This is a genomic window from Phenylobacterium terrae, from assembly GCF_042681205.1.
Lineage (GTDB): Bacteria > Pseudomonadota > Alphaproteobacteria > Caulobacterales > Caulobacteraceae > Phenylobacterium > Phenylobacterium terrae.
Window position 1 is genome coordinate 31,592 of sequence record NZ_JBHUEY010000006.1, and the last position, 25,581, is coordinate 57,172.

Consider the following 25,581-nt stretch of genomic DNA (forward strand, 5'->3'; position numbering starts at 1 on the left):
GATGCCAGTTCAACGCGGATTCCACGAGCCGGCGGACAAACCCCGGCGCTTCTACAAGGCCGTCTCTGTGGAGCCGTCGCCGGACGGCTTCGAGGTGCGGCTCGACGCGCGCACCGTGCGCACGCCCAAAGGGGCCAAGCTGGCCCTGCCGACGCGGGCCCTGGCCGACCAGGTGGCGGAGGAATGGGCCGCCCAGGGCGAGACGATCGAGGTCGCCACCATGCACGTCATGCGGCTGGCCAACACCGCCCTCGAGGCGATCCCTGCGGCGCGGTCGGAGACCGCCGAGCAGGTGGCCCAGTACGCCGGCTCCGACCTGCTCTGCTACTTCGCCGAGGGGCCCGGCGCCCTGGTCGAGCGGCAGGCGGCCGGCTGGGGACCGATCCTCGACTGGGCCGAAGCCGAGCTGGGCCTGAGGTTCGTGCGGGTCTCGGGGATCATCCACCAGGACCAGCCGCAGGCGACGCTGGAAACGGTCAAGGCGCTCGCTCTGTCGCTCGACGACTTCCGGCTGGCCGGCCTGGCGTTCGGCTCGGCCCTGTTCGGCTCGACGCTGCTGGCGATCGCGGTGCTGAAGGGACGGCTGAGCGGCGAGGCGGCCTTCGACCTCTCGCGCGTCGACGAGGCCTTCCAGGAGGAGAAGTGGGGGATCGACGCCGAAGCGGCCGAGCGCACCGAGCGCCTGCGGGCCGAGGCGGCTATGCTCGAGCGGTGGTTCCGGGCGCTGGAGGGGTAAGCGCTCCCCCCTTTCCCGTGAACGGGAAAGGAATGAGGGCTAGGTCTTCATCTCGATCGCGTCGAAGCGGACGTTGGAGCGGCCGAAGTCGAGGGCGACGGCGTCGAACTGGCGCAGGATGTCCATGCCCAGGATGAGCGCCGGCGAGCGCTCCAGCTCCCAGAGCCGGAACACGTGGCTGTCGGCGTAGACCACCGGGACGGCGCCCATCTGCAGCCCGCCCAGTCGGACCCAGGGCAGGAAGCCCGCTTCGCCTTCGAACCGCTCGCCGGCGACGGAGATCAGCCCCACCGGCGCGCCCGGCTTGAAGGTCTTGTCCTTGCGCCGGGCGAGCTCGCGCAGGGCGAAGTTGCCGAGCGAGACCTCCGAGCCCGAGTCGACGATGGCGCTGATCCGCTCGCCGGACAGATCGGCGTCGACGATGGTCAGCTGGCCGGACTTTCGCCTGGCCGGCACGATGACGCTCTTCTCGGAGGGCTTGTCGGCCTTGGAGCGGGTGATCTCCAGCTTGTCCTCCGCAAAGCCCAGAACCAGCCGCTGGCCCTTCAGCCAGTCGACGCCGAGGACGCCGTCGGCCTTCAGGCCGGTGACCGGCAGGACGGGGGCGCGGACGCGTCGGTGGGTGCGCGCGCCGACCTGCAGCCGGTCGACCAGCACGCTCTGGCGCCGGCGCGAGCCGGCCACGGTGTTGACCTTGACCAGCGGCCCCGGAGGCAGGCCGAGCTGTTCGGCCAGGGCGGTGGCGATGCAGGAGATGTTGGCGCCGGTGTCGACCAGGAACTGGAACGGGCCCTGGCCGTCCACGAAGATCGGCGCTGTGACCTGCAGGGCGGGCGTGTCGAGGGTCGGGACCGAGGTGTCCTCGTGGACCTCGTCGGCGGAAGGCGCCGAGGGGGCGGCCTGGGCGCGGACCAGCGAGGGCGCGAAGGCGGCCGCAGCCGCCAGCAGCCCGATCGCCTCTCGCCTGTTCGCCCGCCCGGGCATGGCGTTTCCCCACGCTCCTTTCACGGACGATACGCCCATCCGGATAACGCCGCAATTTGAGATCGATCGGGTTCCGTGGCGGGAACTTGTCACAAGTCCTTGCGCCATCTACGCCTTCTCTCACGTCGGGGAGCGTGAGCGCGTAGGGAAGGAAGGCCTTGGTGAAGCACATCCTGGAGGAGCTCGAGCGGCGCAGGGACGTGGCGCGGCTGGGCGGGGGCGCGCGGCGCATCGAGAACCAGCACGCCAAGGGCAAGCTGACCGCCCGCGAGCGGCTGGACCTCCTCCTCGACGAGGGCAGCTTCGAAGAGTTCGACATGTTCGTCGAGCACCGGGCCACCGACTTCGGCATGGCCGACCAGCGCATCCCGGGGGACGGGGTGATCACCGGCTGGGGCACCATCAACGGCCGGACGGTGTTCGTCTTCTCCAAGGATTTCACGGTCTTCGGCGGCTCTCTTTCGAGCGCGCATGCGCAGAAGATCGTCAAGGTCCAGCGCCAGGCGATGAAGGTGGGCGCGCCGATCATCGGCCTGTTCGACGCCGGCGGGGCGCGCATCCAGGAGGGGGTCGATTCGCTGGCCGGCTACGCCGACATCTTCCTGGAGAACACCCTGGCCTCGGGCGTCATCCCGCAGATCAGCGTGATCATGGGCCCCTGCGCCGGGGGCGACGTCTATTCGCCGGCCATCACCGACTTCATCTTCATGGTGAAGGACACGAGCTACATGTACGTGACCGGCCCGGACGTGGTGCGCACGGTCACCCACGAGGACGTCAGCCACGAGGAGCTCGGCGGCTACCGGGTGCACGCGCTGAAGAGCGGCGTCGCCGACGGGGCTTTCGAGAACGACCTGGAGGCGCTGACCCAGGTGCGCCGGCTGGTGGACTTCCTGCCGCTTTCGAACCGCGAGAAGCCGCCGGTCCGCCAGAGCTTCGACGAGCCGGAGCGGGTGGAGGCGAGCCTCGACACCCTGGTGCCGGCCAACCCCAACAAGCCCTACGACATGAAGGAGCTGATCCTGAAGGTCGTGGACGAGGCCGACTTCTTCGAGATCAGCCCCGACTACGCCAAGAACATCGTCGTCGGCTTCGCGCGGATGGACGGCGCGCCGGTGGGCATCGTCGCCAACCAGCCGCAGGTGCTGGCGGGGGTGCTGGACATCGACGCCTCGCGCAAGGCGGCCCGCTTCGTGCGCTTCTGCGACGCCTTCGAGATCCCCATCGTCACCTTCGTGGACGTGCCCGGCTTCATGCCCGGCACCCGCCAGGAGCAGGGCGGCCTGATCCGCCACGGCGCCAAGCTGCTGTTCGCCTACGCCGAGGCGACGGTGCCCAAGGTGACGGTGATCACCCGCAAGGCCTACGGCGGCGCCTACGATGTGATGAGCTCCAAGCACATCCGCGGCGACGTGAACTACGCCTGGCCGACCGCCGAGATCGCGGTGATGGGTCCGAAAGGGGCGGTGGAGATCATCTTCCGCTCCGAGATCGGCGACCCCGACGCCATCGCCGCCCGCGAGGCCGAGTACAAGGCCCACTTCGCCAACCCGTTCGTCGCCGCCCAGCGCGGCTATATCGACGACGTGATCATGCCCCACTCGACGCGCCGCCGGATCGTCAGGGCGCTGAAGCACCTGAAGGGCAAGGTGCTCGAGAACCCCTGGAAGAAGCACGACAACATTCCGTTGTGATCCCTTCCTCCCTTGCGAAGCGGGGGAGGGGGCGAGCCCGCGCTGAACATTGGGGTGGGCATCGGAGCGGTCCACTGCGCCGCGCCCGTGGCCTGCCCTCTCCACCATGCGCTCTTCGCTGCGCTCGGCGCATGGTCGTCCTCTCCCATGAATGGGAGAGGAAGGAACGCCCCGGAACAACCTCCGCCATCCCCTTGTTACGCCGGCAGGGCGATCCCCCGCCCACGGTTTTCAACGAACAAGGGAGACCCTCGTCATGGCCGACAGGTGGACTGACGAACGCGACCGCGACTGGCGCGACCGGGATTGGCAGCGCTCGGAGCGGTTCGGGCGCGGACGGGACCGCGACCAGGACTATGGACAGCAGGGCTTCGAAGGCGGCCGCGAACGTGAGGGCCGCACCTTCGATCCGCGCGGCGGATACGACGACGACCGCGGCTACGACATGGACCGCACCTACGGCGGCGGCGCCGAGGACCGCGGCTATGGCGAAGGCGGCTTCGGCGGCCGGGGCTACGCCGGCGGCGCCCAGGGCGGCGGCTACGGCGAAGGGCGCGACTGGAACGAGGAGCGCTACGGCGGCCGCTATCAGAGCGGATTCCAGGGCGGGGGTTACGAAGGCGGCGGCTACCGCGGCGGCCGCAGCTGGGAAGGCCAGCGGCGCGGCGGCCAGGACGAGGACCAGCGGCGCGAGACCGCCGCGCGGTTCGCAGGCCCCGACCGCGACCGGGTGTTCGGCGAGCGCGAGACCGGGGCCAGCTACCGGCCCGGCGCGACGGGCTCGCAGGGCGCGGGCTATGGCGCGACGTCGGGGCGTGAGCGGGGCGGGGGACGCTACGACACCTACGGCAGCCAGACCGAGGGCTACGGCCCGACCGGCTATGGCGGCCGGCGCGAGTACGGCCACGGCGGCGAGCACTTCGGCCAGCCGTACGGCGACGAGGAGCGCCGGCGCCCGCAGGACTACCGCGCCGGCGGCCGCTTCTACGGCGACGACGCCCGCGAGCCGATCTACCGCGAGGAGTACGGCCAGGGCGGGCGCGAATATGGCGCGGTGCCGGCCGGCTACGATTCGCCCCGCTGGCAGGGCGGCTACGGCGGCGGCTCGCAAGCCTGGCGCGGCCGCGACCGCGACGACCACAACCCGCCCAACGTCCGCGAAGGCCGCGGCGAGGGCGGGCGCAGCTGGTGGGACCGGGCGAAGAACCAGGTCGCCTCCTTCTTCGGCGACGAGGACGCCGAGCGCCGCAGCCAGTGGGACCGCCAGACCCAGGGCGCCGGCGCCCAGGGGCACCGTGGGCGCGGCCCCAAGGGCTACAAGCGCTCCGACGAGCGGATCAGCGAGGAGGTCCACCAACGGCTGACGGACGATCCCTGGGTCGACGCCACCCACATCAACGTGGAGGTGAAGGACTGCGAGGTGACCCTGTCCGGCACGGTCTCCGACCGCGAGGAGCGGCGCCGGGCCGAACGCTGCGTCGAGGACATCTGGGGCGTGAACCACGTGCAGAACAACCTGCGCGTCCAGCAGTCCCAGGGGACCGGCGGCGACAACCCGCGCGAAGGCGCCGGCTCGATGATGGGGCGCGGCTCGTCCGACACCTCCAGCACCAACCCGGTCACCGGGACCGGCCACGGGTTCGGCGACAACATGCTGGCGGCGGGCGATCCCGCCGCGGCGGGCGCCGCCTCGCTCACCGACGCCGGCAACACCGGTCAGGCCGGCCAGAGCGGCACGACGACCGCCGGCTCGACGACCACGTCCACCGGCGCGCCGTCGACCCGGGACCGCAAGTAGATCGCAGGCGCCCTCCCCGGGGCCGGGGAGGGCGTCGCGGAAGGAGGCTCTGCGCCCGCTCCTCGGGCGTCGGCGCAGCGCCTCACCGAGCCCTCTCCCACCGGGAGAGGGCTTTTCTTCAGTAGGCGAACGCCCGGTAGCTCTCTTCGCGCTTCACCGCCTCGGCCAGGTTCTCGAACACCGGGTTGAAGCGCAGCCAGCGCTTCGCCCGCTCGGGCATGCGCGCCAGGGTGTCGGCGGGCACGCGGATCTGCACCTCGGGCCGGAACAGCCAGCGGCGGGAATAGCCGATCACCACCATCGGCCGGGGCGTCGCCGTCCGGTTGGGCGTGCCGCGGTGGATGTGCCGCACGTCGCGGATCAGCACGTCGCCGCGCCTCATGAACACCTTCTGCAGCGGCGCCTCGCCGGCCTCGATGCGGCGCATGCCCTCGGCCTTGGGCGTCATGTGGGTGCCGGCGGCGAACTCCATCGGGCCGTTCTCCTCGGTGACGTCGACCAGCGGGAAGTTGACCGCCAGCTGGTAGGGCGGGGTTTCGGCGCCGCTCTCGGGGAACAGCAGCTGGGTGTCGCGGTGCAGGTCCTGGTAGTCGGAGCCCAGCAGCGGCGTGTCGGTGGCCAGCTGGCACATGACGCCGTCCGCGCCCACCAGCTCCTCGACCACCGACATGACGACGTCGTTGTCGACGATCTGCGGGTCGGCCCACAGGTCGGTGAAGGGCAGGGTGACGTAGTGGCGGTTGGCGCCGCGATTGGGGTCGTCCCCCTCGCGCTCGATGGCGTCGAGCAGCAGGGGCTGGAAGGCCTCGTTCCAGGCGTCGATGACGCTGACGGGGAAGAGGCCGCGGATGATGGTGCAGCTCGTCTCGCGCACCTCGTCGGCGCGCGCCTTGGCTTCGGCGGTGGTGAGTTTCATGGCAGGCGTATCCCGGCTTGGCGGAGACGACGATAACGCCGGTGTTCCAGCCAAGCTTGGACGGCGGATGGTCGCAGGACGCCGTCCCGGCGGGTGGGGAGGAGGGGATGATGCACCGGTTCGAGCCATGGCTCGCGAAGTGGGGCCTGACGGCCGACGGCGCGCCCTTCGAGTCGCTGGCCGGCGCGCTGCTGCCGGTGCGGCGGGGGGACGCGCCGGCGATGCTGAAGCTGGCCGAGGCCGAGGAGGAACGCCGCGGGGCGGCGCTGCTCGCCTGGTATGGCGGCGAGGGGGCGGTGCGGGTGCTGGAGCGCGAGGCCGAGGCGCTGCTGATGGAGCGGGCGGTGGGGACGCGCGCGTTGGCCGAGATGGCCCGAAGCGGCGAGGACGATGAGGCCACGCGCATCCTCTGCAAGGTCGCGGGCGAGTTGCACGAGCCGCGGGACGCCGATCCGCCGGAGAGCCTCATCCCGCTGCCCCTCTGGTTCCGCGAGCTGGCGGTGGCCGCCAACCGCCATGGCGGCCCCTACGCCCTGGCCGCGTCGATCGCCGAGGAGCTGCTCGAGGCGCCGCAGGACATCGTCGTGCTGCACGGCGACATCCATCACCGCAACGTGCTGCACGACGCGACCCGCGGCTGGCTGGCGATCGATCCGAAGGGCGTGATCGGCGAGCGCGGCTACGACCACGCCAACATGCTCTGCAACCCGGATGTGGAGACGGCGACCGCGCCGGGGCGGCTGGTCCGGCAGCTGGAGGTGATCTGCGACGCGGCGGGCCTGGAGCGCGAGCGGCAGCTGATGTGGACGGTGGCCTACTGCGGCCTGTCGGCCAGCTGGACGCTCAGCGACGGGAACGATCCGTGGCGGGCGCTGAGGATACTGGAGATCGCGGCGGAGGAGCTTTGACCTCTCCCCCTGCCAAGCGGGGGGAGAGGGTAGGGTGAGGGGGGCGTCTGGGCGGGCGACAACCTTGGCGGATGACCCCCGCCGCCGGGCCTCCCTCACCCAACCCTCTCCCTCCGCAGGCGGAGGGAGAGGCCTTTAGGCGCTCACCTTCGCCGCGTTGTCGCCGCGGCCCAGCGGGTCGCGGAGCGGCTGGCCGTTCGGGACGAACTCCAGCGAGACCGAGTTGATGCAGTAGCGCAGGCGGGTCGGGGGCGGGCCGTCGGGGAAGACGTGGCCCTGGTGGGAATCGCAGCGGGCGCAGCGGGTCTCGATGCGGACCATGCCGTAGCTGACGTCGCGCACGCCGATCACGTGGGCCTCGTCGATAGGCGCGAAGAAGCTGGGCCAGCCGGTGCCGCTCTCGAACTTGGTCCGGGCCTGGAACAGCGGCAGGCCGCAGAGGCGGCAGCAGTAGACGCCGTCCTCCTTGTTATCGAGGAGACCGCCGCAGAACGGCGCCTCGGTGCCGTGGTGGAGGAGGACGTCGGCCTCCTCGGGCGAAAGGTCGGCTTCGAGGCGCTTGCGTTCCTCCGCGGAAGGCGGCGACAGGTCGAAACCGGAGGGGGAGACCGCTGGCGTGCTCATGCCCGTCAATCTAAGGTCCCGCCCACCACGGACCAAGGCCGGAGGACGCTTTAGACCATGCTGACGTCGACGACGCCGGGAATACCCGGCCGCGAGGTGGCCGAGACCCTCGGCGTGGTGTCCGGCGAGGCGATCATCGGCGCCCACATTTTCCGCGACTTCTTCGCCGGCATCACCAACATCATCGGCGGCCGCGCCGGCGGCTACGAGAAGGCCCTGCGCCAGGCCCGCGACATCGCCCTGCAGGAGATGTGCGACGAGGCCGCCGGCCGCGGCGCCACCGCGGTGATCGGCATCGACCTGGATTACGAAAGCCTCGGCGCCGACAACGGCATGCTGATGGTCACCGCCGCGGGCACGGCGGTCCGGCTGCGTTAGGCGAGGGGACGTGTTCGGTAAGATCCTCATCGCCAACCGGGGCGAGATCGCGGTCCGGATCATCAAGACCTGCCGCCGGATGGGCATTTCCACGGTGGTCGTCTACTCCGAAGCCGACGCCGACAGCCTGGCCGTCGAGTTGGCCGACGAGGCCGTGTTCATCGGCCCGCCGCCGGCGGCCCAGTCCTACCTCGTCATGGACAAGATCGTGGACGCCTGCCGCCAGACCGGCGCCGAGGCGGTCCACCCGGGCTTTGGCTTCCTCTCGGAGAACCCGGCCTTCGCCAAGCGGTTGGCGGAGGAGGGGATCGTCTTCATCGGGCCCAACCCCGAGGCCATCGCCGCCATGGGCGACAAGATCGCCTCCAAGCGCGCGGCCCAGGCGGCCGGCGTCTCCACCGTGCCGGGGCATGTCGGCGAGATCGCGGACGTGGCAGAAGCGGTGCGGATCAGCCGCGACATCGGCTATCCGGTGATGATCAAGGCCTCGGCCGGCGGGGGCGGCAAGGGCATCCGCGTCGCCCGCTCCGACCAGGACGTGGAGGAGGGCTTCCCCGCCGTGCGCGCGGAAGCCGCCGCCAGCTTCGGCGACGACCGCATCTTCATCGAGAAGTTCATCGAAAGCCCGCGCCACATCGAGGTGCAGGTGCTGGGCGACAAGCACGGCAATATCGTCCACCTGTTCGAGCGCGAGTGCTCCATCCAGCGGCGCAACCAGAAGGTCGTCGAGGAGGCGCCAAGCCCGCTGCTGGACGCGGCGACCCGCGAGGCAATGGGCGCCCAGGCGATCGCCCTGGCCCGGGCCGTCGGCTACGACTCGGCCGGCACCGTCGAGTTCGTGGCGGGGCAGGATCGCAGCTTCTTCTTCCTGGAGATGAACACCCGCCTGCAGGTGGAGCATCCGGTGACGGAGCTGATCACCGGGATCGACCTCGTCGAGCAGATGATCCGGGTGGCGGCGGGCGAGAAGCTGGGCTTCACCCAGGCCGACCTGAAGATCGACGGCTGGGCCATCGAGAGCCGCATCTACGCCGAGGACCCGTACCGCGGATTCCTGCCCTCGATCGGGCGGCTGGTGCGCTACGACCCGCCGGCCGAGGGCGAGCAGGGCGCAGGCCTGGTGCGCAACGACGCCGGGGTGCGGGAGGGCGACGAGATCTCGATGTTCTACGACCCGATGATCTCCAAACTCGCCGCCTGGGGGCCGGACCGGATCACCGCCGTGGACACCATGGCCGCGGCCCTGGAGGACTTCCACATCGAGGGGCCGGGCCACAACCTGCCCTTCCTTTCGGCGGTCATGGACGAGCAGCGGTTCCGCGAGGGGCGGCTGTCCACCAGCTACATCGCCGACGTCTTCCCGGAGGGCTTCCACGGCGTCGCGCCGACGGACGCCGACCGCGACATCGTCACGGCCGCGGCCTGCGCCATGCACCTGATCCTCGTCTCGCGGGCCAACGCCGGGCGGCGGCCGCGGGAGGACTGGGTGGTGCTAGCCGGTGAGGCCCGCCGGCCGGTGCGCCTGTCCTGGCCGGGCGATACCTTGCAGGTGGAGCTCACCGAGGAGGGACGGGCCCTGCTCCTGACCGACATCGCCTGGCGTCCGGGCCAGCCGGTGTTCCGCGGCGCGCTGGGCGGCCGCGGCTTCGCATTGCAGGTGCGTCCGGCGGCGGAAGGCTTTACCATTCGCCGGCGGGCCTGCAGCCTTCACGTGCTGGTGCTGACGCCGCGATCGGCCGAGCTGCACGAGAAGCTGCCGCCCAAGAAGGCGGCCGACACCTCCAAGCTGGTGGTCTCGCCGATGCCGGGGCTCGTCGTCTCGGTGGACGTGGCGCCCGGGCAGGAGGTGAAGGCCGGCGAGCAGTTGGCCATCGTCGAGGCGATGAAGATGCAGAACATCATCCGCGCCGAGCGGGACGGGGTGGTGAAGACCGTCGGGCCCAGGCCCGGCGACAGCGTCTCGGCCGACGAAGTGCTAGTGGAGTTTGCGTGAGCGACATGGCCCGGAAGCCCAACGGCCACGACCATCGACCCGAAGTCGTCGACCTGCGCCGCTACCGGCAGGCCGCGGCCAAGCGCAAGCCGCAGGCGGCCCCGCCGCCGCCGCCGAACCGCGGCCGCCGCCCGGGCCAGCGCGAGCCCTTCCTCGGTCCGCGCAAGAACGCCGGCGTGATCCTGCTGATCGTGCTGGCGGTGATGCTGGCGCTGTGGCTGCTGCCGGCGCTGCTGTAGCGGGGCGGGAGGGGCCATGAACTGGGCCGAGCTCTTCTTCAGCGCCGGGGGCCGGGCCTCGCGCGGGCCGTCGCTGATCGCGGCGGCGGTGCTGGTGACGCTGGCGGCGCTCTACGAGGCGGCCATGGGGCCGACGCTGCACTGGATCACCGGCTGGTTCGTCTATCCGGCGCTGATCTATTCCGGGGCCTGCGTGCTCTCCAAGCGGCTGCACGACCGCGGCCGCTCCGGCTGGTGGGCGGTGCTGGTGCTGCTGGCGGTGGTGGCGGTGTGGCCCAGGCCCGAGAGCTTCTTCGACTTCCTGTTCGTGCTGGTGCTGCTCTGGGCGCTCGTCGAGCTCGGCGTCATGGGCGGCGAGCCGGGGACCAACCGGTATGGCCCGAACCCGCTGCGGCTGGCGGCGGCTTAGCCCATGACCTCTCCCCGCGCAGCGGGGAGAGGGTAGGGTGAGGGGCCGCTGACTCACCGGGAGCGAAGGCGCCGGGCCTCCCTCTCCCTCCGCAAGCGGAGGGAAAGGTCTAGTTCAGTGCAGCGTCCGCGCCGGCATCGGGCCCGTGGCGGTGAGCTCCTGGAGGAGCTCGGTGCGGCGGGCGGCGAGGCGTTCGCCCAACTCGTAGAGGTCGAGGTCGGTCTGGCGGACCTTGGGGAAGAAGTCCGACTCCTCCTCGGCCACGTGGGCCTGGATGGCGGCCGAGAGGGTGAGGACCAGGTCCTCCTCCTCGGAGCTGGCCGCGCCCGCCTCGACGATGCGGTCGATGAGCTCCTTGGCCTCGTCGTGCTCGCGCTCGGCCTCGTCCACCAAGCCCTTGTCGGCGAAGGCCTTGCGGGCGGCGGGATAGAGGATCTCTTCCTCCGCCTGCATGTGGGCGACGAGGGCGGTGCAGATGCGCACCGCCCAGGCCTCCTTGTACGAAGGGTCGGTCTCGAACCGGTAGGCGTCGAACCAGCCCATCACCACCCGGTGGTCCTCCTCCAGGAGGCGGGTGACGTCGGGGGCGACCTTCTGGCCGGCCTTGGCGTACTCGGTCGGGGTCGTGGGGTCGCCGCGCATGCGGTTCATCATGTCCTTGGCGGGGGACTTCAGGTCCCCGGACATGTGGCTCATCGCGGCCTTGAGGCGCTCGAACATCGGATCGCCTCCCTTACGCCTGCAGGCCAGGATGCTGGTCGGAGTAGCCGCGGGTGCGGCCGTCGCCGCCCTGGCGGAGACCTTCGACCGGGTTGTCGCCCTCGGTCTCCAGGCGGTAGTCGCGCCCGTTGGCCTGGCGGTTCATCTCGATGACCTGTTCGCTGGGCGTACCCCCCTGGTTCACCCGGCTGTTGTAGGCGAAGTAGCGGTCCTCCTGGCCCAGGCTGCCGACCGGCACGAAGTCGCTCTCCTTGGAGGTCAGGTGGACCTGGGCGTCGAGGATGCCGCGGACCCACTGCTTGTTCTCCTCGAACGTCAGCACGTGATCGAGCGACTTGGGCAGCAGGGCCTCGGGATCGCGCCGCTCCACTTCGCGCATCAGCTCGGCGGCGATGTGCAGATGCTCGATCTCCATGGCCAGATGGGTCTCGTAGACCTGCTTCACGCGCGGATCCGGCTCGGTCTGCATGAACGAGTAGTAGATCCAGCACTCGTTGAGCTCGTGGAACAGGAGGTTCTCGATCCACGTCGCCGACGGGTCGAGGATGCTCTCGTAGTGGCTGACGTGCTGTTCCTCGATCATGCCGATCTCGGCGTAGAGGCCCCGGGCCAGCGGCTCGATGAACCGGTTCCCGATGGTCATGTAGTAGTTCATCGTCTGCTGCTCGGCGGACATCACCGTCAGCGCGTTGAGGATCGACTGCGGGTCGGAGGCGACCGCGGTCATCGGTCGGCGGATCTCGTCGAACGGGTGGCGGTGCTCGAAGATGGTCGGCCGCCCGGGGGTGATCTCGGTCAGCTCGCCGACGATCCAGTTGGCGTGCTTGCCCTCCATCAGCTCGTAGAGGTTCGAGTACCGGTAGAGGTGGTCGAAGTCCTCGAGCACTCCGAACTCGTAGACCTGGCGCAGGTAGGGATCGGTCTCGTGGCGGGCGATCCAGGCGGTGAGGTCGACGGCCACCTGTTCATAGCCGATGGTGACCTCCAGCGTGGTCTCCTCGCCGGGGATCAGCCAGTTGATCGCCTTCTGCTGCTGGGCCTCGACGCGGCGGACCATGGCCAGCCGCCGCTTGATGTCGGGGTCGAGGGTGTGACGGGCCATGTTGTGCGAGAACATGACGGCCTCGACCTCGATGCCGTTGGCGACGATCCCGCGGCAGCGGCTGAAGGGGTGGACGTCCTCCTTGCGGTAGGGCGTGACATTGAGTTCCGACCAGTTGCGCAGCTGGCGGTCGAGCGGGATTCCCCGCTCCTGCAGGGGGTTGAAGGACATGACGGCTCCGATGAAACGACGTCCTGTCCAACCGGCCGCCGGAAATTCGTGTTCCAGGCGAGCGGCCGATACCCTCAAAATTATATGGGCGGCTGGGATTCCACAGTCGGGCCAAACACTTCTGTGAAGCTGGCCCGCAGCGCCGCGTCGGCCTCGTCGAGGGTCACCGGCAGGCCGAGGTCCACCAGGCTGGTGACCCCGTGTTCGGTGACGCCGCAGGGGACGATCCCGGAGAAGTGGGCGAGGTCCGGCTCCACATTCAGCGCGACGCCGTGGAACGAGACCCACCGGCGCAGCTTGACCCCGATGGCGGCGATCTTGTCCTCGCGCGGCGGCGCGCTGGGCGTGCGGCGCTCGACCCAGACTCCGACCCGGCCGTCGCGAATCTGGCCCTCGACGTTGAACCGGGCCAGGGCGCCGATCAGCCAGGCTTCGAGGGCCGCGACGAAGGCGCGCACGTCCTTCTTCCGCGCCCCCAGGTCCAGCATCACATAGGCCACCCGCTGCCCCGGGCCGTGGTAGGTGAACTGGCCGCCGCGGCCGGTCTGGAAGACCGGGAAGCGGTCGGGGTCGATCAGGTCGGAGGGCTTGGCCGAGACGCCGGCGGTGTAGAGCGGCGGGTGCTCCAGCAGCCAGACGCATTCGCCGGCCCGGCCCTCGGCGATGGCCGCGGCGCGGGCCTCCATCGCCTGGACGGCGGCGGGGTAGGGGACCTGCCCTGGCGAGACCGCCCAGCCGGCCGGGCGGCCGTCGGCGCGCGCGAACGGGGGCGCGGTCAGGCCGGGGTTTAACGAGCGGTCAAGCATGTTGTCGGCAATGTGGCCCCTCGAAGCGGCGGCTCCAAGGTCGCCGCCAGTTCCAGGGTGAAGTTCGCGTGAGCCAGGTCAACGCCGTCAACGTCGAGATCTCCGTCCTCCTGGGGCGCTCGACCCTGCCGATGCAGCAGCTGCTGCGCATGGGCCGGGGCGCGGTGATTCCGCTGGACGCCAAGGTCACCGAGGAAGTCTGGATCCTGGCCAACAACCACCCGGTGGCCCGCGGCGAGATCCAGATCAGCGACGACAAGATCTCCATCGCCGTCACCCGCGCCGCCGACGTCTACGACTACATGGCCGGCGGCGGCTAGCGTCCGGCTCTGCTCCAGGCCCCGAAGGGGCATTTGGACACAAAGACCACAAAGGGCACGAAGACCACGAAGGGTTCAGCGTGAGCTCCTCGCGCAGGGTGCGCGTGGAAGCGCATGCGGGTCGCACTGCCCGGGCGCCTTCGTGTCCTTCGTGGTCTTTGTGTCCTTCGTGTTGAGAAGGGCGGCGCTGACGCGCTCAGGTCCCGCCCGAGTCCTCTTTCCAGAACCGCCAAGACCGCCAAGACCGCGAAGGCGATGAGTTGCCGGGTTCAGTCGGCGACGACGCGGTCGACTGGTCGTGGCCTTCGGCCACCGCGACGTCTTGGCGGTCTTGGCGGTCTTGGCGTTCAGAACTCACCGACAGGCGGGGCTTGGCGCGCTTGGTCGCGTCGCAGTCCTCTTCCCAAAGCGTCGGCGGTTTGCTAACCCCCGCGCCTCACCACGAGCGGTCGTGGCGGAATTGGTAGACGCGCAGCGTTGAGGTCGCTGTGGGGCAACCCGTGGAAGTTCGAGTCTTCTCGACCGCACCAGGTGAAATGGAATCAGCGCACACCAGAGGTGTCATCGGTCGTTAGGCGAGGGGGGTCCGCATGAGCCGTGAAACGGACGACCCGAAAACGCCTGCGACGGTCACCGACGAGCTGAAGAGCACGCTCGCCGCCGCCCTGGTCGAGGACGAGGACGAAGACCTCGAGGACCTGGCGCTGGGCGAGGACTACGCCCTGACCCCCGAGTTCGTGGCCATGGTGGTGGACGCCGCCGACCGGGCCGACGCCGAGCGGCTGCGCGAGCTGCTGGACGCCCTGCACCCGGCCGACGTCGCTGACCTGATGGGCTTCCTCTCGCCCGACTACCGCGAGGCGGTGCTGGCCCACGTGGACCCCGAGGCGCTGGCCGAGATCATCTCCGAGCTGGACACCGAGATCCGCGAGGACGTGCTGGACGCGGTCGCCCCGGCGACGCTCGCCAAGGCCCTCGAGGAGCTGGATTCCGACGACGCGGCCGACGTCGTGGACGACCTGGAGGCCGACAAGCGGGCCCAGGTGCTGGCGGCCATGCCGGAGGTGGAGCGGGTCGCCATCGAGACCTCGCTGGCCTACGAGGACGAGACCGCCGGCCGCCTGATGCAGCGCGAGGTGGTCGCCGCCCCGCAGTTCTGGACCGTCGGCCAGACGATCGACCACGTCCGCAAGGACGGCGACGAGCTGCCCGAACTGTTCTTCGACATCTATGTGGTCGACCCGAGCTTCAAGCCGGTCGGCGCGGTGCCGGTCAGCCTGCTGCTGCGCACCAAGCGCGATACGCCGCTGGCCCAGATCATGGAGCCGGTGACCGAGATCGCCGTCGACCTCGACCAGGAAGAGGTCGCCTACATCTTCGACAAGTACCACCTGATCAGCGCGCCGGTGGTCGAACCGGGCGGGCGCCTCGTCGGCCAGATCACCGTCGACGACATCGTCGGCGTCATCCACGAAGAGAGCGAGGAGGACATCCTGGCCCTGGCCGGCGTGTCCGACGCGGGCCGCAACGCCGACGTCATGGACATGATCAAGTCGCGCCTGCCGTGGCTGCTGATCAACACCCTGACCGCCGCCCTGGCGGTGAGCGTCATCAAGGCCTTCGAGGACGAGATCGAGAAGGTCGTCACCCTGGCGGTGCTGATGCCCATCGTCGCCTCGCTCGGCGGCAATGCGGGCACGCAGAGCCTGGCCGTCGCTGTGCGCGCGCTGGCCAGCCGCGAGCTCTCGGCGGTCAACGCCCTGCGGACCATCGGCAGGGAGATGTGGGTGGGCCTGATGAACGGGACGGCGCTGGCGCTGATCACCGGCCTGGCCGTCTATCTGCTGTTCCTCGACCTGCGGCTGGCGATCGCCTTCGGCATCGCCTTGATCATCAACCTGTTCGTGGCGGCCCTGGCGGGCGTGCTGGCGCCCTTGATGCTCGACCGCATGGGGCGCGACCCGGCCGTCTCGTCGTCCGTATTCGTGACCTTCGTCACCGATTTCACCGGATTCTTCGCCTTCCTGGGCCTGGCTGCGCTGATCCTGCTGTGATCGGCAGCTATCTTGCCTGACAGGGCCAGGCGCTCCACGCGTCTGTGTCATTCTGGGTCAGGAAGGCCATGAAACCGCGTCACCAGGTCTCGAGAGCCGCGATCGAACTGATCAAGCGGTTCGAGGGCTTCCGCGAAAAGGCGGCCCAGCTGCCCGACGGGCGCTGGACGCTGGGCTACGGCCACACGCTCACCGCACGGGACGGCGCCTGGGTCTCCGAACGGGACGCCGAGGCCCTCCTGATGTACGACCTGATCGGCGTCGCCCAGACGGTCAACGACCAGGTCTTCACGCCGCTCAACCAGAACCAGTTCGACGCGCTCTGCGCCTTCGCCTTCAACATCGGCCTGCCGGCGTTCAAGTCCTCGGCGGTGCTGATGCTGATCAACGAGGGCCAGCTGCTGCAGGCCGCCTGCGCCATGGAGCTGTGGCGCAAGGCCGACTTCGAGGGGGAGCGGATCGTGGTCGACGCCCTGGTCCGCCGCCGGGCCGCCGAGAAGGCGCTGTTCCTGACGCCGCCGGAGGGGTTCGTGCCCGCGCCGACCCCGATGCTGGCGCCGCACGTGGACGCCGACGGCCTGGGCCTGGTGCCCGCCGAGGCCCCGGCCGTGATCCGCGCCTCGCTGGACGGCGAGACGGCCAGCCTGACCCGTGAGCCGAGCCCGCCGGAGCCGGCCGAGACGGAGGCCGCCCCGGAAGTGATGGCCGCCGCGCTCGCCCAGCGCCTGGCCCGGATCTTCCCGGACAAGGCGTCCGAGATGGCCTTTCCGGCCGAGGCCGAACCGTCGCTGCCGGCGCCGGAGCCCGTCGTCGAACCCGAGGCCGAGCCGGCGGAGGTGGTCCAGCCGTCCGTCGAAGCCGAGGCGGCCGCGGAGGAGAATGGGAACGGCATGAAGGCCTTCGTGCTCAGCCCGCCCGCCGTCGGCGAGGCCGAGCCCGAGCCGGAGCCGGAAGTCGAAGCGCCGGCCGCGGAGCCCGCCGCAGCGCCGGAAACGCTCAAGGCGACCTCCGCCTGGCGCGGCAAGGTCCTGGGCCTGAGCGCCCTGGCGGCGCTCGGCGCCGTGCTGTTCGGGGCCAGCGTCTACTGGATGTTCGACGGCGGCCCGTCGCCGGCCGGCGCCCCGTCGACGATCGTCATCGGCTGGGTGATCGGAACCGCGGCGGTTCTGCTGGTCGGCGGGGCGGCCTATGTGCTGCTGGACCTGCTCGGCCGCGGCGACGAGGCGCTGGACGCGCTGGAGGACTGAGGCCCGCCACCGCGGGGCGCCCATCGGCGGCGGCTCATGCTAACCCTTCGCGCATGATCCCCAATCACGGCCCGTCACTGGAATTCGGCCTGGGCGAGACCGCCGACGCCCTGCGCGAGACCACCGCCCGTTTCGCCGCCGACGAGATCGCCCCGCTGGCCGCGCAGATCGACCGCGACAACGCCTTCCCGCGCGAGCTCTGGCCCAAGATGGGCGCCCTGGGCCTGCACGGGATCACCGTCGAGGAGGCGTACGGCGGCGCCGGCCTCGGTTACCTGGAGCACGTGGTGGCGATGGAGGAGGTCTCCCGGGCCTCGGCGTCCATCGGCCTGTCCTACGGCGCCCACTCGAACCTGTGCGTGAACCAGATCCGCCGCTGGGGCTCGGACGAGCAGAAGCGGCGCTATCTGCCGAGGCTGATCAGCGGCGAGCATGTCGGCGCCCTGGCGATGAGCGAGGCGGGCGCCGGCTCGGACGTGGTCTCCATGAAGCTGCGGGCCGAGCGGGTCGGCGACCGCTACGTCCTGAACGGGACCAAGTTCTGGATCACCAACGGTCCGCACGCCGACGTGCTGGTGGTCTACGCCAAGACCGAGCCGGAGGCGGCCAGCCGCGGCGTCACCGCCTTCCTGATCGAGAAGGATTTCAAGGGCTTCTCCTGCGCCCAGAAGCTGGACAAGCTCGGCATGCGCGGCTCGGACACCGGCGAACTGGTGTTCGAGGACTGCGAGGTGCCGGAGGAGAACGTCCTTGGGCAGACGGGCGGCGGCGTCGGCGTGCTGATGAGCGGGCTCGACTACGAGCGGGCGGTGCTGGCGGCCGGGCCGCTGGGCATCATGCAGGCCTGCCTCGACGTGGTGCTGCCCTACGTGCGCGAGCGCAAGCAGTTCGGCCAGCCGATCGGCTCGTTCCAGCTGATGCAGGCCAAGGTGGCCGACATGTACGTCGCCCTGAACTCGGCCCGGGCCTACGTCTACGCCGTCGCGAAGGCCTGCGATGCGGGAATGACCACGCGGTTCGACGCGGCGGGCGCCATCCTGATGGCCTCGGAGAATGCGGTGAAATGCGCGCTGGAGGCCGTCCAGGCGCTGGGCGGGGCGGGCTACACGAAGGACTATCCCGTCGAGCGCTTGCTTCGCGACGCCAAGCTCTATGACATTGGAGCCGGCACCAACGAGATCCGGCGCTATCTCATCGGACGGGAGCTGATCGGGGCATGACGCGGGCTGGGGCCCTTCTGGCGGCGTTGGCGCTCGCAGGCTGCGCGACCTCGTCGCACGAGCCGCCGCCGCCGGCGCCCTGCCCGGCCGGCGAGGAGCCCCTGCGCACGGCCCAGCTGTTCTTCGGCCCCAACATCGCCGGCCAGCCGGGCATCAGCGAAACCGCCTTCACCAGCTTCGTCGAGGAGGAGCTGACGCCGAGGTTCCCGCAGGGCCTGACGGTGCTGGACGGCGGGCGGCAGTGGCAGGGCTCGGAGAACGCGCTCATCCGCCAGGCGGCCAAGGTGGTGGTCATCGTGCTGCCGCGGAAGGGCTCCGACAAGCTGCTGGACGAGGTGCGGGCGCGGTACAAGAGCCGGTTCCAGCAGGAGTCCGTGCTGCTTATCGTCCAGGACTCCTGCCTGGAGGTGGAGTCCTAAGTCGGGCGCCCGACTCGGAACCGGCTTGGCCGGGGGCCGTTCCTAGCCGGACGTACCCCTGAGGAGACCTTCACCATGCGAACCGCCATCAAGCTTCTCCCCGTCGCGGCTCTGGGCCTGGCCCTTGCCGCCTGCGGCACCACCGTCACCGAACGCGCCGCCACCGGCGCCCTGGGCGGGGCCGTCGTCGGCGGGGCGGTGAGCGGCGATGTGGAAGGCGCGGCCGTGGGCGCCGCCATCGGCGGCGTGGCCGGCGCAGCGACCGCCGACCGCGACTAGTCCGAACGGACCTCCGAACAGCGAAAGGCCGCCGGGGTCGCCCGGCGGCCTTTCTTCTGTCGATCCCTCGGCCGGGGCTCTCGCGGACGAGCCTCTCCATGCCCGGCCTGGGGACGCAGCTCCGTGGGGCTCAGCGGTTGCGGAGCGAGCCCTTCGCGGATCCTTCGGCCGAGGCGGAGGCCTCGATGTCCCGAGCCTCGGCTTTGGCGGAGGCGTCGGCCTCGGCGTCGAACGCGGCGGAGAGGCCGCCGATCGGATCGACGTCAACGCGCCGCGCCTGCTCGGCGCCCCCGGCCGCCTCTGCCGAAGCCCGTCCGGCCCGCTTGCGCGCCTCGCCGCGGGTTTGCGAGGTCGTCGCCCCTAGGTCGCGGGTCAGCCGGCCCGGGCCTTCGAGGGTCCCGCCGAGGCGCCCGTGGCCGGCGATCTCGCCGGTCAGCCCGCCGACAGCGCCGCCCAGGCCGCCGCTCCCTCCGAGCGCGCCGCCCAGAAGCTGGGCTTGCGCCCCGCCGGCCAGGCCAAGGGCGCCGATCGCGGCGAGGGCGATGACAGGGATCCTACGCATTCGAACTCTCCTGATGGACCGAGGCGCTCCAGTCGTCGCCTCTCGTCAGGTCCAACGAGCCGTCCGGCCGGTTTCATCCCGGCCCGCGTGAAAAAGGCTCAGTCGCCGCGGATCGCGGGCCCGCGCGCCGCTACGGCGGCCGGGGCGGTGCGGCGGTCGGCGGCCACCAGCCCTGCGCCGAAGGTGCGGTCGCGGCCCTTGGGCCCCAGGTCGGCGGCGAGGCGGGAGAGGCCGCTCACGGCGCGGGCGGCCGCAGCCGGGTCCGGCTCTCCGAGCCGCCTGGCGAGCTCGCCGGCGACCAGAGGCGCGGCGAAGGAGGTCCCCCGCACGGGCGCGAAGCCGCCGGACGGGTGGGCGGCGGCCATGTCGGCGCCCGGCGCGGCGAAGTCCACGTGCTCGCCGCGTCCGGCCTCGAGCAGCGCCCGGCCGCGCCCGTCCACCCCGGTCACGGCGACGACGCCGGGGTAGGCGGCCGGGTACAGGGGCGGGGCGGCGGGGCCGTCGTTGCCGACCGCCGCCACCAGCAGGTGGCCGCGGGCGCTCAGCCCCTGCACGGCCGCCTCGAGCACCCGGTTCGGCGGGCCGACGAGGCTGACGTTGATCACCGGCGTGCGCATCTCGGCGAGCCAGGCCAGGGCCCGCACCAGGATGGCGGCGGACCCGCCGGTCGGACCGGAACCGTAGACGTCGGCCACGTAGAGCTCGGCGCCCGGCGCAGCGCCCCGGAAGGCGCCGGACCGCCCGGCGAGGAGCGAGGCCACGGCGGTGCCGTGCGGCTGGACCGTCAGGCCGCCGGGCGCGAAGCCGCGCTGGACGATCCGTCCCGAGGCCAGGGCCGGGTGGCGCGCGGCGACGCCGGTGTCCACCAGCCCGATCCGCACCGCGCCCCGCCGCCTCGGCGCGGGCCGCCCGGTCCCGCCGCCCGGCGCGGCGGCCTGGCCGGCGTCGGCGTAGAGGTGGTCGAACTCGTAGGTTCCCGCCGGATCGAGCTGCCGCAGCCGCTGGACGGCCTCGCGGGCGGACAGGCCCGAAGGCGGGCGCAGCACGATCAATTGGACGCCGATGGCGGCGAGGTCCGCCCGCTCGACGACCTCGAAGCCGGTCTGCCGGGCGGCGGCGAGCGCATCCTCGGTCGGCGCGAGCGCGAGGACGCGGCCGGAGACCACCGGCGCGCCCGCCTCGTCCTGCTCGAGCACCTGCGGGTGGGCGCGGAGCAACTCCTCCAGGCGCAGCCGCCGCAGTTGCGCAGGAACGGCCTCCAGCGTCTCGCCCACGGCGCCCGCGAGCGGGGGGACGGTCTCGCGCACGAGGCTCTCGGGCGCGGCAAGCGGCGGCGTGCGCGGCGTGCGCGCCCGGGGCGGCGACGGCCGCGGCAGGTCCGTGGTCGGCAGCCCCACGCCGGGCAGGCCGGGCAGGCCGCCGCCCCCGATCAGCTGCGCGCTCGCCGGCTGGGCGGCCAACGCGAGGGCGGCGGCGAGGGCTGCGATGGGGCTTCGGATCATGCGTGGTCTTTCCGGCGCCTCATTGTCCGGGTTCAGGGATGAAACGGTCGGGACCGGACGTTTCATCCAAAAGAGGCGAGGAGTTGAACGCATTCCAGCGGGAAATGGTCGAGCTGTTGCCGCGCCTGCGCCGGCTGGCGCGGGCGATCGCGCGCGAGCCGGCGGACGCGGACGATCTGGTCCAGCTGACGGTGGAGCGGGCGCTCTCGCGGGCGGAGCAATGGACGCCGGGGACGCGGCTGGATTCGTGGATGTTCCGGATCATGAAGAACGCCTGGATCGACGAGGCGCGGGCGCGCGGGCGGCGAGGGCAGGTGATGGCCCCGGAGGAGGAGGGCCTCTCGGTGGGCGACGCCGGGGCCGAGGTCGCCGAGATCCGGCTGCAGGCGGCCGAGGTGCGGCGCGAGATGGCCCGCCTGCCGGACGAACAGCGGCTGGCCATCGCCCTGGTGCTGGTGGAGGGCCTCTCCTACCGGGAGGCGGCCGACATTCTGGAGGTGCCGATGGGCACCCTGACGAGCCGGTTGGTGCGGGGCCGGACGGCGTTGATGGCCCGGCTCGGACGGCGGGAGGACGCGGCGTGAGCGGACTGAAGGACCAGGCCCTGATGGCCTATGTGGATGGCGAGCTGGACGAGACCCAGCGGCAGGCGCTCGAAGCCTCCATCGCCGGCGACCCGCAACTGGCGCGGGAAGTGGAGCGGCAGCGGGCGCTGCGGGCCGGCGTGCAGGGCGCCTTCGCCGGGGTGCTGGACGAGCCCGTGCCGGACCGGCTGACGGCGCTGATCGCAGGCGAGGCGGCCGACGAGGCGCCGCTGGTGCTGCGGCCGCAGTTCGGCGCGCGCAAGCCTAAGACCCGCAGCTTCCGTGCGGCGCACTGGGCGGCGATGGCGGCGAGTCTCGTGCTCGGCGCCGGGATCGGGCTCGCGGCAGGCTTCGGTCCCGGCCTGCTCGATCCGGCCCCGATCGCCACCGAGGGCGGGCGGATGGTGGCGCGCGGCGCCCTGGCCGATGCGCTCGACGGCCAGCTCGCCGCCGATGCGGCCGGCGAGGTGCAGGTCGGGCTCAGCTTCCGCGCCCAGGATGGCGCCTACTGCCGCACCTTCGTCATGGCCGGCGCGCAGGTCGCCGGGCTGGGGTGTCGCCAGGGCGAGGGCTGGACGGTTCGCGCGACGGCCGACGCGCCGGCCGGGCAGGGCGACTATCGCACCGCCGCCTCGGCGACGCCGGCGCCGATCCTGGCGGCCGTGGAGGGCCTGATCGCCGGCGAGCCGCTGGACGCGTCCCAGGAGGCGGCGGCGCGGGCGCGCGGCTGGCGGGAGTAGGGCGTCAGTCCAGTGACCGGGCGCCGGCGTAGCGGGCCTGGGCGGCGCGGCAGTCGCCGGTCTCCTTGGCGCGCCATGCGTCGCGCTCGGCTGCGCGGCCGGCGTCCTCGTAGGCGATGGCGACCAGCCGGGCCTTGACGCACAGATCGAGGGGATCGCCGCGCGTGCGGGCGACCTCGTAGGCGCCTACGGCGTCGGAGATGCGCGTGTCGTTCAGCGCCTGCTCGTAGCGCTGGCCGGTCCCGCAGGCGGACAGCGCCAGGGCGGCGATCACCAGCGCCGATCTCACCCGTGAGGCCCTCCCGCGAACGCGATCCGAGGTTTGCGAGTTTAGCTGAGGGATTCTGGTGGTCTAGCGACCGGTCGCGACCGGCGCTCAGATGAGAGACGCCTGATGAACGAGCACAATCCCCGCAGTACGGCCAAGGTCGCGGGGCATCCGCTGCACCCGATGATCGTGCCGTTCCCGATCGCCTTCCTGGTGTCGGCCCTGGCCACCGACATCGGCTACCTCAACACCGGCAGCGACGGCTGGGCGACGGCGTCCATGTGGATGCTGGGCGCCGGCATCTCGATGGCGCTGCTGGCGGCGGTCCTCGGCCTGACCGACTTCCTCGGCGACCGGAAGATCCGGATGCACCGGGCGGCCTGGCTGCACATGGTCGGCAATGTGATCGCCGTCGCGGTGGCGGCGGTGAACTTCTACCTGCGGGCCACGGGCGATGCGGCCGCGGCCATCGCCCCGGCCGGCGTGACGCTCTCGGCCGCCGTGGTGCTGATCCTGCTGTTCACCGGCTGGATGGGCTGGGAGCTGGTCTACCGCCACCGCACCGGGGTCTCCGAGGAGCCGGACATGGCGAGCGCGCGCGTCGAGACGCGGCGCTAGCCAGGCGAAGCGCGCTACACCGCGGCTATTACCTCCCCCGCGAAGCGGCGGGAGGGGGACCAGTCGCCGAGCGGAGCGAAGAGCGACTGGTGGAGGGGGCGGGCCACCAGCGCCACGCGTCGAACATTGCAAAGTGGAGCTGTCCACAGCGCTTCGCCTGTGGCCTGCCCCCTCCACCCCCCGCTCTCCAGCCGGCGTTCGCCGGCTTCGGCGGGCGGTCCCCCTCCCGCTGCTGCGCGGGGGAGGTAGAGAAATGCGAAAGGCCGCCCCATCGCTGGGGCGGCCTTTCCATAGTCGGACCGCAGCGCGGCTCCGGACCTATTCACCGAACCGGTGGTTAGGCGCGGACCTCGATGACGGAGGCCCAGGTCACGGTTTCCGGACTACGGATGAAACTATGAGACACTGGATCACCTCCTTTCAGTAAGTTGCTGGAGAGGCCAATATGGGGGCCTATCCCCCGACTCGCAATCGGAGCCGTTTGAAAGGCTCGTGATCAGCCGCCGGCGCGGGCCTTGAGGCGGGCGCGGCGTGGCGTCTCGGGCGCCGAGAGGCTGGGGCGGCGGCGCAGGTCGGTGACCGGCGCCTTGAGGCCGTCGAGGGCGGCGAGGGTGGCCTCGTAGCCGGCCCGGACGGCGGGCTCGTAGGCCTCCCAGTCGCGGATCTCCACGCCCTGGAGGTTGGGCATGACCAGCACGTCGGTCGCCTCGCGGGCGGCGGCGTGGTCGCGGCCTGTGGAGACGGTGGCCGCCCGCATCAGCAGCGAGACGATCGGCGGTCCCTTGCGCCACTGGCCGGACAGCAGCCAGCGCCACACCGAACTCGGCCGGGCGACGTCTTCGGCGGTGATGCTGCGCCCGCGGGTGACGTCCACGCCGACGATGGGGCCCAGCTGCAGGGCCTTCATGACGTCGGTCGGGAAGTTCTTCAGCACCGCCCCGTCCACCAGCACGTCGTCGTCGTCGGTGGACGGCGGCAGCACGCCGGGCAGGGCGATGGAGGCCCTGAGCGCCTGCACCAGCGAGCCGTGGCGGTGCAGATGGTAGGCGCCGGTCGTCAGGTTGGAGGAGACGCAGAAGAAGGGCAGCCACAGGTCGGCGATGTCGACGTCGCCGAAATGCTCCTCCAGCCGCTCGACCACCTTCTGGCCGCGGGTCATGGCCAGCAGCGGGAAGGCGATGTCGTCCAGCGGGCTGGAGGTCACGAAGGCCTTGCGGATCCGCTCGTCGAGCTCGACGTCGTCCCAGCCCATGGCCAGGCCCGCGGCGACGATGGCGCCCATCGAGACGCCGCCGACGAAGTCGATGGGGACCTTGCGCTCGCGCAGGGCCCGCACAGCGCCCACGTGGGCGTAGGCCCGGGCGCCGCCGCCGGACAGGACCAGCCCCACCGACTGGCCGGTGATCACCCGGGCCAGCCGGGCGGCGTCGGCGCGGTTCTCCCGGCGCATGTGGAAGACCCGGGCCGGGCGCACGGCGCTGGTCCAGACCTCCGAGCCGTGCGGGCGCCGTGCCCGGGACGGCTGCATCAGGATCAGGTCGACGAGCTGCTGGGCCTCCAGGGCGCTGGAGGCGGCGAGGGGGTGCTGGCTGGCGGGCGGCGGGCGGTCGCCGCGGCCGACGCGGAACAGCCGGTCCACCTGGCGCGAGACCACCTGGCGCCAGCCCAGGTCGCCGGCCTCGGCGACGTAGAGGACGAAGTCGTGGGCGTGCTCCACCTGCGAGAACCACTCGGTGGGGGCGCGGGCGGCCTCGGAGCCGATCACGTCGACGAGGTAGCCGAGCTTGCTGACCTCCCGGGCGATCTGGTCGACGATGGGCCGCAGGGACAGCGGCTCGCTGGCCGGGATGAAGCCGAACACCGAAGGCTCGCCGGCGGTCCCGCGTTCGGGTCCGGCGCGGGTGCGGGCCAGCATCAGCCGGGCCAGTTCGGTGATCACCGCCGGCTCTTCCTCGGCGGCCTCCAGGAAGACCTCGCGCGGCAGGGCGAAGATCTCCGAATCGCGCAGGGCGACGACCCGGGCGGTGTGGGCGGTGTCGCCGATCAGGGCCATCTCGCCGGCCGGCTCGCCGGGACGGATCACGCCGAGGAATTCGGGCTCGGCGCCCTCCTCGTGGCGGAAAGCCCCCAGGCGACCGGCCCGCACGACGTAGAGGTGGTCCGCCGGCTCGTCCCTGTCGAACAGCACCGAACCGCCCGGCAGGGAGAACCAGGTCGCCTCGCTGCGCCACGGCTCCATCTCGAACAGCCGAGCCAGGGCGCTGTCGTTGGGAAGGTCCGGCAGGTAGAT

At 71.5% G+C, this 25,581-nt stretch carries 27 protein-coding genes and 1 tRNA gene; 18 read left to right on the forward strand and 10 right to left on the reverse strand.

What is annotated here, in order from left to right; all coding sequences use genetic code 11:
- Window position 1: 1 nt before the first annotated feature.
- Entirely contained in the window at window positions 2-736 is a 735-nt protein-coding gene (locus ACFSC0_RS14480; RefSeq protein ID WP_377280751.1) for an ATP12 family chaperone protein, read from the forward strand.
- 39 nt (window positions 737-775) lie between these two features.
- On the opposite strand, the gene ACFSC0_RS14485 is transcribed toward ACFSC0_RS14480, so the two are convergent.
- Entirely contained in the window at window positions 776-1,720 is a 945-nt protein-coding gene (locus ACFSC0_RS14485; protein WP_377280752.1) for a retroviral-like aspartic protease family protein, read from the reverse strand.
- 161 nt (window positions 1,721-1,881) lie between these two features.
- On the opposite strand from ACFSC0_RS14485, the gene ACFSC0_RS14490 reads away from it, so the two are divergent.
- Both ACFSC0_RS14490 and ACFSC0_RS14495 read left to right on the forward strand, forming a co-directional pair.
- Window positions 1,882-3,414 carry an acyl-CoA carboxylase subunit beta gene (locus tag ACFSC0_RS14490; RefSeq protein WP_377280929.1) on the forward strand — a complete coding sequence of 511 codons (1,533 nt, stop codon included), beginning with the start codon at window positions 1,882-1,884 and terminating at the stop codon, window positions 3,412-3,414.
- Between the two features lie 256 nt (window positions 3,415-3,670).
- Entirely contained in the window at window positions 3,671-5,212 is a 1,542-nt protein-coding gene (locus ACFSC0_RS14495; RefSeq protein WP_377280753.1) for a BON domain-containing protein, read from the forward strand.
- Window positions 5,213-5,330: 118 nt separating this feature from the next.
- Here ACFSC0_RS14495 and ACFSC0_RS14500 read toward each other — a convergent pair whose 3' ends face one another.
- The gene (locus ACFSC0_RS14500) at window positions 5,331-6,128 is read right to left on the reverse strand and encodes a phytanoyl-CoA dioxygenase family protein (RefSeq protein ID WP_377280754.1); all 798 of its coding nucleotides are present in this window, start codon (window positions 6,126-6,128) and stop codon (window positions 5,331-5,333) included.
- Window positions 6,129-6,238: 110 nt separating this feature from the next.
- Here ACFSC0_RS14500 and ACFSC0_RS14505 point away from each other — a divergent pair, with 110 nt between their 5' ends.
- Complete coding sequence (locus ACFSC0_RS14505; RefSeq protein WP_377280755.1) at window positions 6,239-7,036, forward strand: aminoglycoside phosphotransferase family protein; 798 nt, start codon at window positions 6,239-6,241, stop codon at window positions 7,034-7,036.
- Window positions 7,037-7,171: 135 nt separating this feature from the next.
- Here the strand turns inward: ACFSC0_RS14505 and msrB are convergent, their stop codons facing one another.
- Complete coding sequence (gene msrB / locus ACFSC0_RS14510; protein WP_377280756.1) at window positions 7,172-7,660, reverse strand: peptide-methionine (R)-S-oxide reductase MsrB; 489 nt, start codon at window positions 7,658-7,660, stop codon at window positions 7,172-7,174.
- Between the two features lie 57 nt (window positions 7,661-7,717).
- On the opposite strand from msrB, the gene ACFSC0_RS14515 reads away from it, so the two are divergent.
- The 4 genes from ACFSC0_RS14515 to ACFSC0_RS14530 are packed head-to-tail and all read left to right on the forward strand — an operon-like array spanning window position 7,718 to window position 10,679.
- Window positions 7,718-8,038 carry a YbjQ family protein gene (locus tag ACFSC0_RS14515; RefSeq protein WP_377280757.1) on the forward strand — a complete coding sequence of 107 codons (321 nt, stop codon included), beginning with the start codon at window positions 7,718-7,720 and terminating at the stop codon, window positions 8,036-8,038.
- Between the two features lie 10 nt (window positions 8,039-8,048).
- Complete coding sequence (locus ACFSC0_RS14520; protein ID WP_377280758.1) at window positions 8,049-10,031, forward strand: acetyl-CoA carboxylase biotin carboxylase subunit; 1,983 nt, start codon at window positions 8,049-8,051, stop codon at window positions 10,029-10,031.
- A 5-nt stretch (window positions 10,032-10,036) separates the two neighbouring features.
- Window positions 10,037-10,270, forward strand: coding sequence for a hypothetical protein (locus ACFSC0_RS14525; protein ID WP_377355194.1), 234 nt, complete (start codon window positions 10,037-10,039; stop codon window positions 10,268-10,270).
- A gap of 16 nt (window positions 10,271-10,286) precedes the next feature.
- Complete coding sequence (locus ACFSC0_RS14530; protein WP_377280760.1) at window positions 10,287-10,679, forward strand: DUF805 domain-containing protein; 393 nt, start codon at window positions 10,287-10,289, stop codon at window positions 10,677-10,679.
- Between the two features lie 114 nt (window positions 10,680-10,793).
- Here the strand turns inward: ACFSC0_RS14530 and ACFSC0_RS14535 are convergent, their stop codons facing one another.
- The 3 genes from ACFSC0_RS14535 to lipB form a co-directional block, all read right to left on the reverse strand.
- Complete coding sequence (locus ACFSC0_RS14535) at window positions 10,794-11,399, reverse strand: hemerythrin domain-containing protein (RefSeq protein ID WP_377280761.1); 606 nt, start codon at window positions 11,397-11,399, stop codon at window positions 10,794-10,796.
- Between the two features lie 13 nt (window positions 11,400-11,412).
- Window positions 11,413-12,672, reverse strand: coding sequence for a hypothetical protein (locus ACFSC0_RS14540; protein WP_377280762.1), 1,260 nt, complete (start codon window positions 12,670-12,672; stop codon window positions 11,413-11,415).
- Window positions 12,673-12,752: 80 nt separating this feature from the next.
- Complete coding sequence (lipB, locus tag ACFSC0_RS14545; protein WP_377280763.1) at window positions 12,753-13,478, reverse strand: lipoyl(octanoyl) transferase LipB; 726 nt, start codon at window positions 13,476-13,478, stop codon at window positions 12,753-12,755.
- A gap of 68 nt (window positions 13,479-13,546) precedes the next feature.
- On the opposite strand from lipB, the gene ACFSC0_RS14550 reads away from it, so the two are divergent.
- From ACFSC0_RS14550 to ACFSC0_RS14580, 7 genes are all read left to right on the forward strand, one after another.
- Complete coding sequence (locus ACFSC0_RS14550; protein WP_377280764.1) at window positions 13,547-13,798, forward strand: FliM/FliN family flagellar motor switch protein; 252 nt, start codon at window positions 13,547-13,549, stop codon at window positions 13,796-13,798.
- A 445-nt stretch (window positions 13,799-14,243) separates the two neighbouring features.
- Window positions 14,244-14,328: transfer RNA gene (locus ACFSC0_RS14555), tRNA-Leu, on the forward strand.
- A 60-nt stretch (window positions 14,329-14,388) separates the two neighbouring features.
- Entirely contained in the window at window positions 14,389-15,852 is a 1,464-nt protein-coding gene (gene mgtE / locus ACFSC0_RS14560) for a magnesium transporter (protein ID WP_377280765.1), read from the forward strand.
- A 68-nt stretch (window positions 15,853-15,920) separates the two neighbouring features.
- Complete coding sequence (locus tag ACFSC0_RS14565) at window positions 15,921-17,099, forward strand: lysozyme (protein ID WP_377280766.1); 1,179 nt, start codon at window positions 15,921-15,923, stop codon at window positions 17,097-17,099.
- Window positions 17,100-17,152: 53 nt separating this feature from the next.
- Complete coding sequence (locus tag ACFSC0_RS14570) at window positions 17,153-18,319, forward strand: isovaleryl-CoA dehydrogenase (RefSeq protein WP_377280767.1); 1,167 nt, start codon at window positions 17,153-17,155, stop codon at window positions 18,317-18,319.
- Complete coding sequence (locus tag ACFSC0_RS14575) at window positions 18,316-18,738, forward strand: DUF3574 domain-containing protein (protein ID WP_377280768.1); 423 nt, start codon at window positions 18,316-18,318, stop codon at window positions 18,736-18,738. Before ACFSC0_RS14570 ends, ACFSC0_RS14575 begins: the two co-directional genes overlap by 4 nt.
- A gap of 75 nt (window positions 18,739-18,813) precedes the next feature.
- Window positions 18,814-19,017, forward strand: coding sequence for a hypothetical protein (locus tag ACFSC0_RS14580; protein ID WP_377280769.1), 204 nt, complete (start codon window positions 18,814-18,816; stop codon window positions 19,015-19,017).
- A 130-nt stretch (window positions 19,018-19,147) separates the two neighbouring features.
- Here the strand turns inward: ACFSC0_RS14580 and ACFSC0_RS14585 are convergent, their stop codons facing one another.
- Both ACFSC0_RS14585 and ACFSC0_RS14590 read right to left on the reverse strand, forming a co-directional pair.
- Complete coding sequence (locus ACFSC0_RS14585; protein ID WP_377280770.1) at window positions 19,148-19,579, reverse strand: hypothetical protein; 432 nt, start codon at window positions 19,577-19,579, stop codon at window positions 19,148-19,150.
- A 98-nt stretch (window positions 19,580-19,677) separates the two neighbouring features.
- A complete protein-coding gene (locus tag ACFSC0_RS14590; RefSeq protein ID WP_377280771.1) occupies window positions 19,678-21,081 on the reverse strand; it encodes a S8 family serine peptidase in 1,404 nt (467 codons plus the stop codon).
- Between the two features lie 83 nt (window positions 21,082-21,164).
- Here ACFSC0_RS14590 and ACFSC0_RS14595 point away from each other — a divergent pair, with 83 nt between their 5' ends.
- Window positions 21,165-21,665, forward strand: coding sequence for an RNA polymerase sigma factor (locus ACFSC0_RS14595; protein ID WP_377280772.1), 501 nt, complete (start codon window positions 21,165-21,167; stop codon window positions 21,663-21,665).
- Window positions 21,662-22,405, forward strand: coding sequence for an anti-sigma factor family protein (locus ACFSC0_RS14600; RefSeq protein WP_377280773.1), 744 nt, complete (start codon window positions 21,662-21,664; stop codon window positions 22,403-22,405). The genes ACFSC0_RS14595 and ACFSC0_RS14600 overlap by 4 nt, the downstream gene beginning before the upstream one ends.
- A gap of 4 nt (window positions 22,406-22,409) precedes the next feature.
- Here ACFSC0_RS14600 and ACFSC0_RS14605 read toward each other — a convergent pair whose 3' ends face one another.
- Window positions 22,410-22,694 (reverse strand): hypothetical protein, encoded by a 285-nt coding sequence (locus ACFSC0_RS14605; RefSeq protein ID WP_377280774.1) that lies wholly within the window; start codon window positions 22,692-22,694, stop codon window positions 22,410-22,412.
- 105 nt (window positions 22,695-22,799) lie between these two features.
- On the opposite strand from ACFSC0_RS14605, the gene ACFSC0_RS14610 reads away from it, so the two are divergent.
- Complete coding sequence (locus ACFSC0_RS14610) at window positions 22,800-23,291, forward strand: DUF2231 domain-containing protein (RefSeq protein ID WP_377280775.1); 492 nt, start codon at window positions 22,800-22,802, stop codon at window positions 23,289-23,291.
- A gap of 496 nt (window positions 23,292-23,787) precedes the next feature.
- Here the strand turns inward: ACFSC0_RS14610 and ACFSC0_RS14615 are convergent, their stop codons facing one another.
- Window positions 23,788-25,530 (reverse strand): patatin-like phospholipase family protein, encoded by a 1,743-nt coding sequence (locus ACFSC0_RS14615; RefSeq protein WP_377280930.1) that lies wholly within the window; start codon window positions 25,528-25,530, stop codon window positions 23,788-23,790.
- Between the last annotated feature and the right edge of the window lie 51 nt (window positions 25,531-25,581).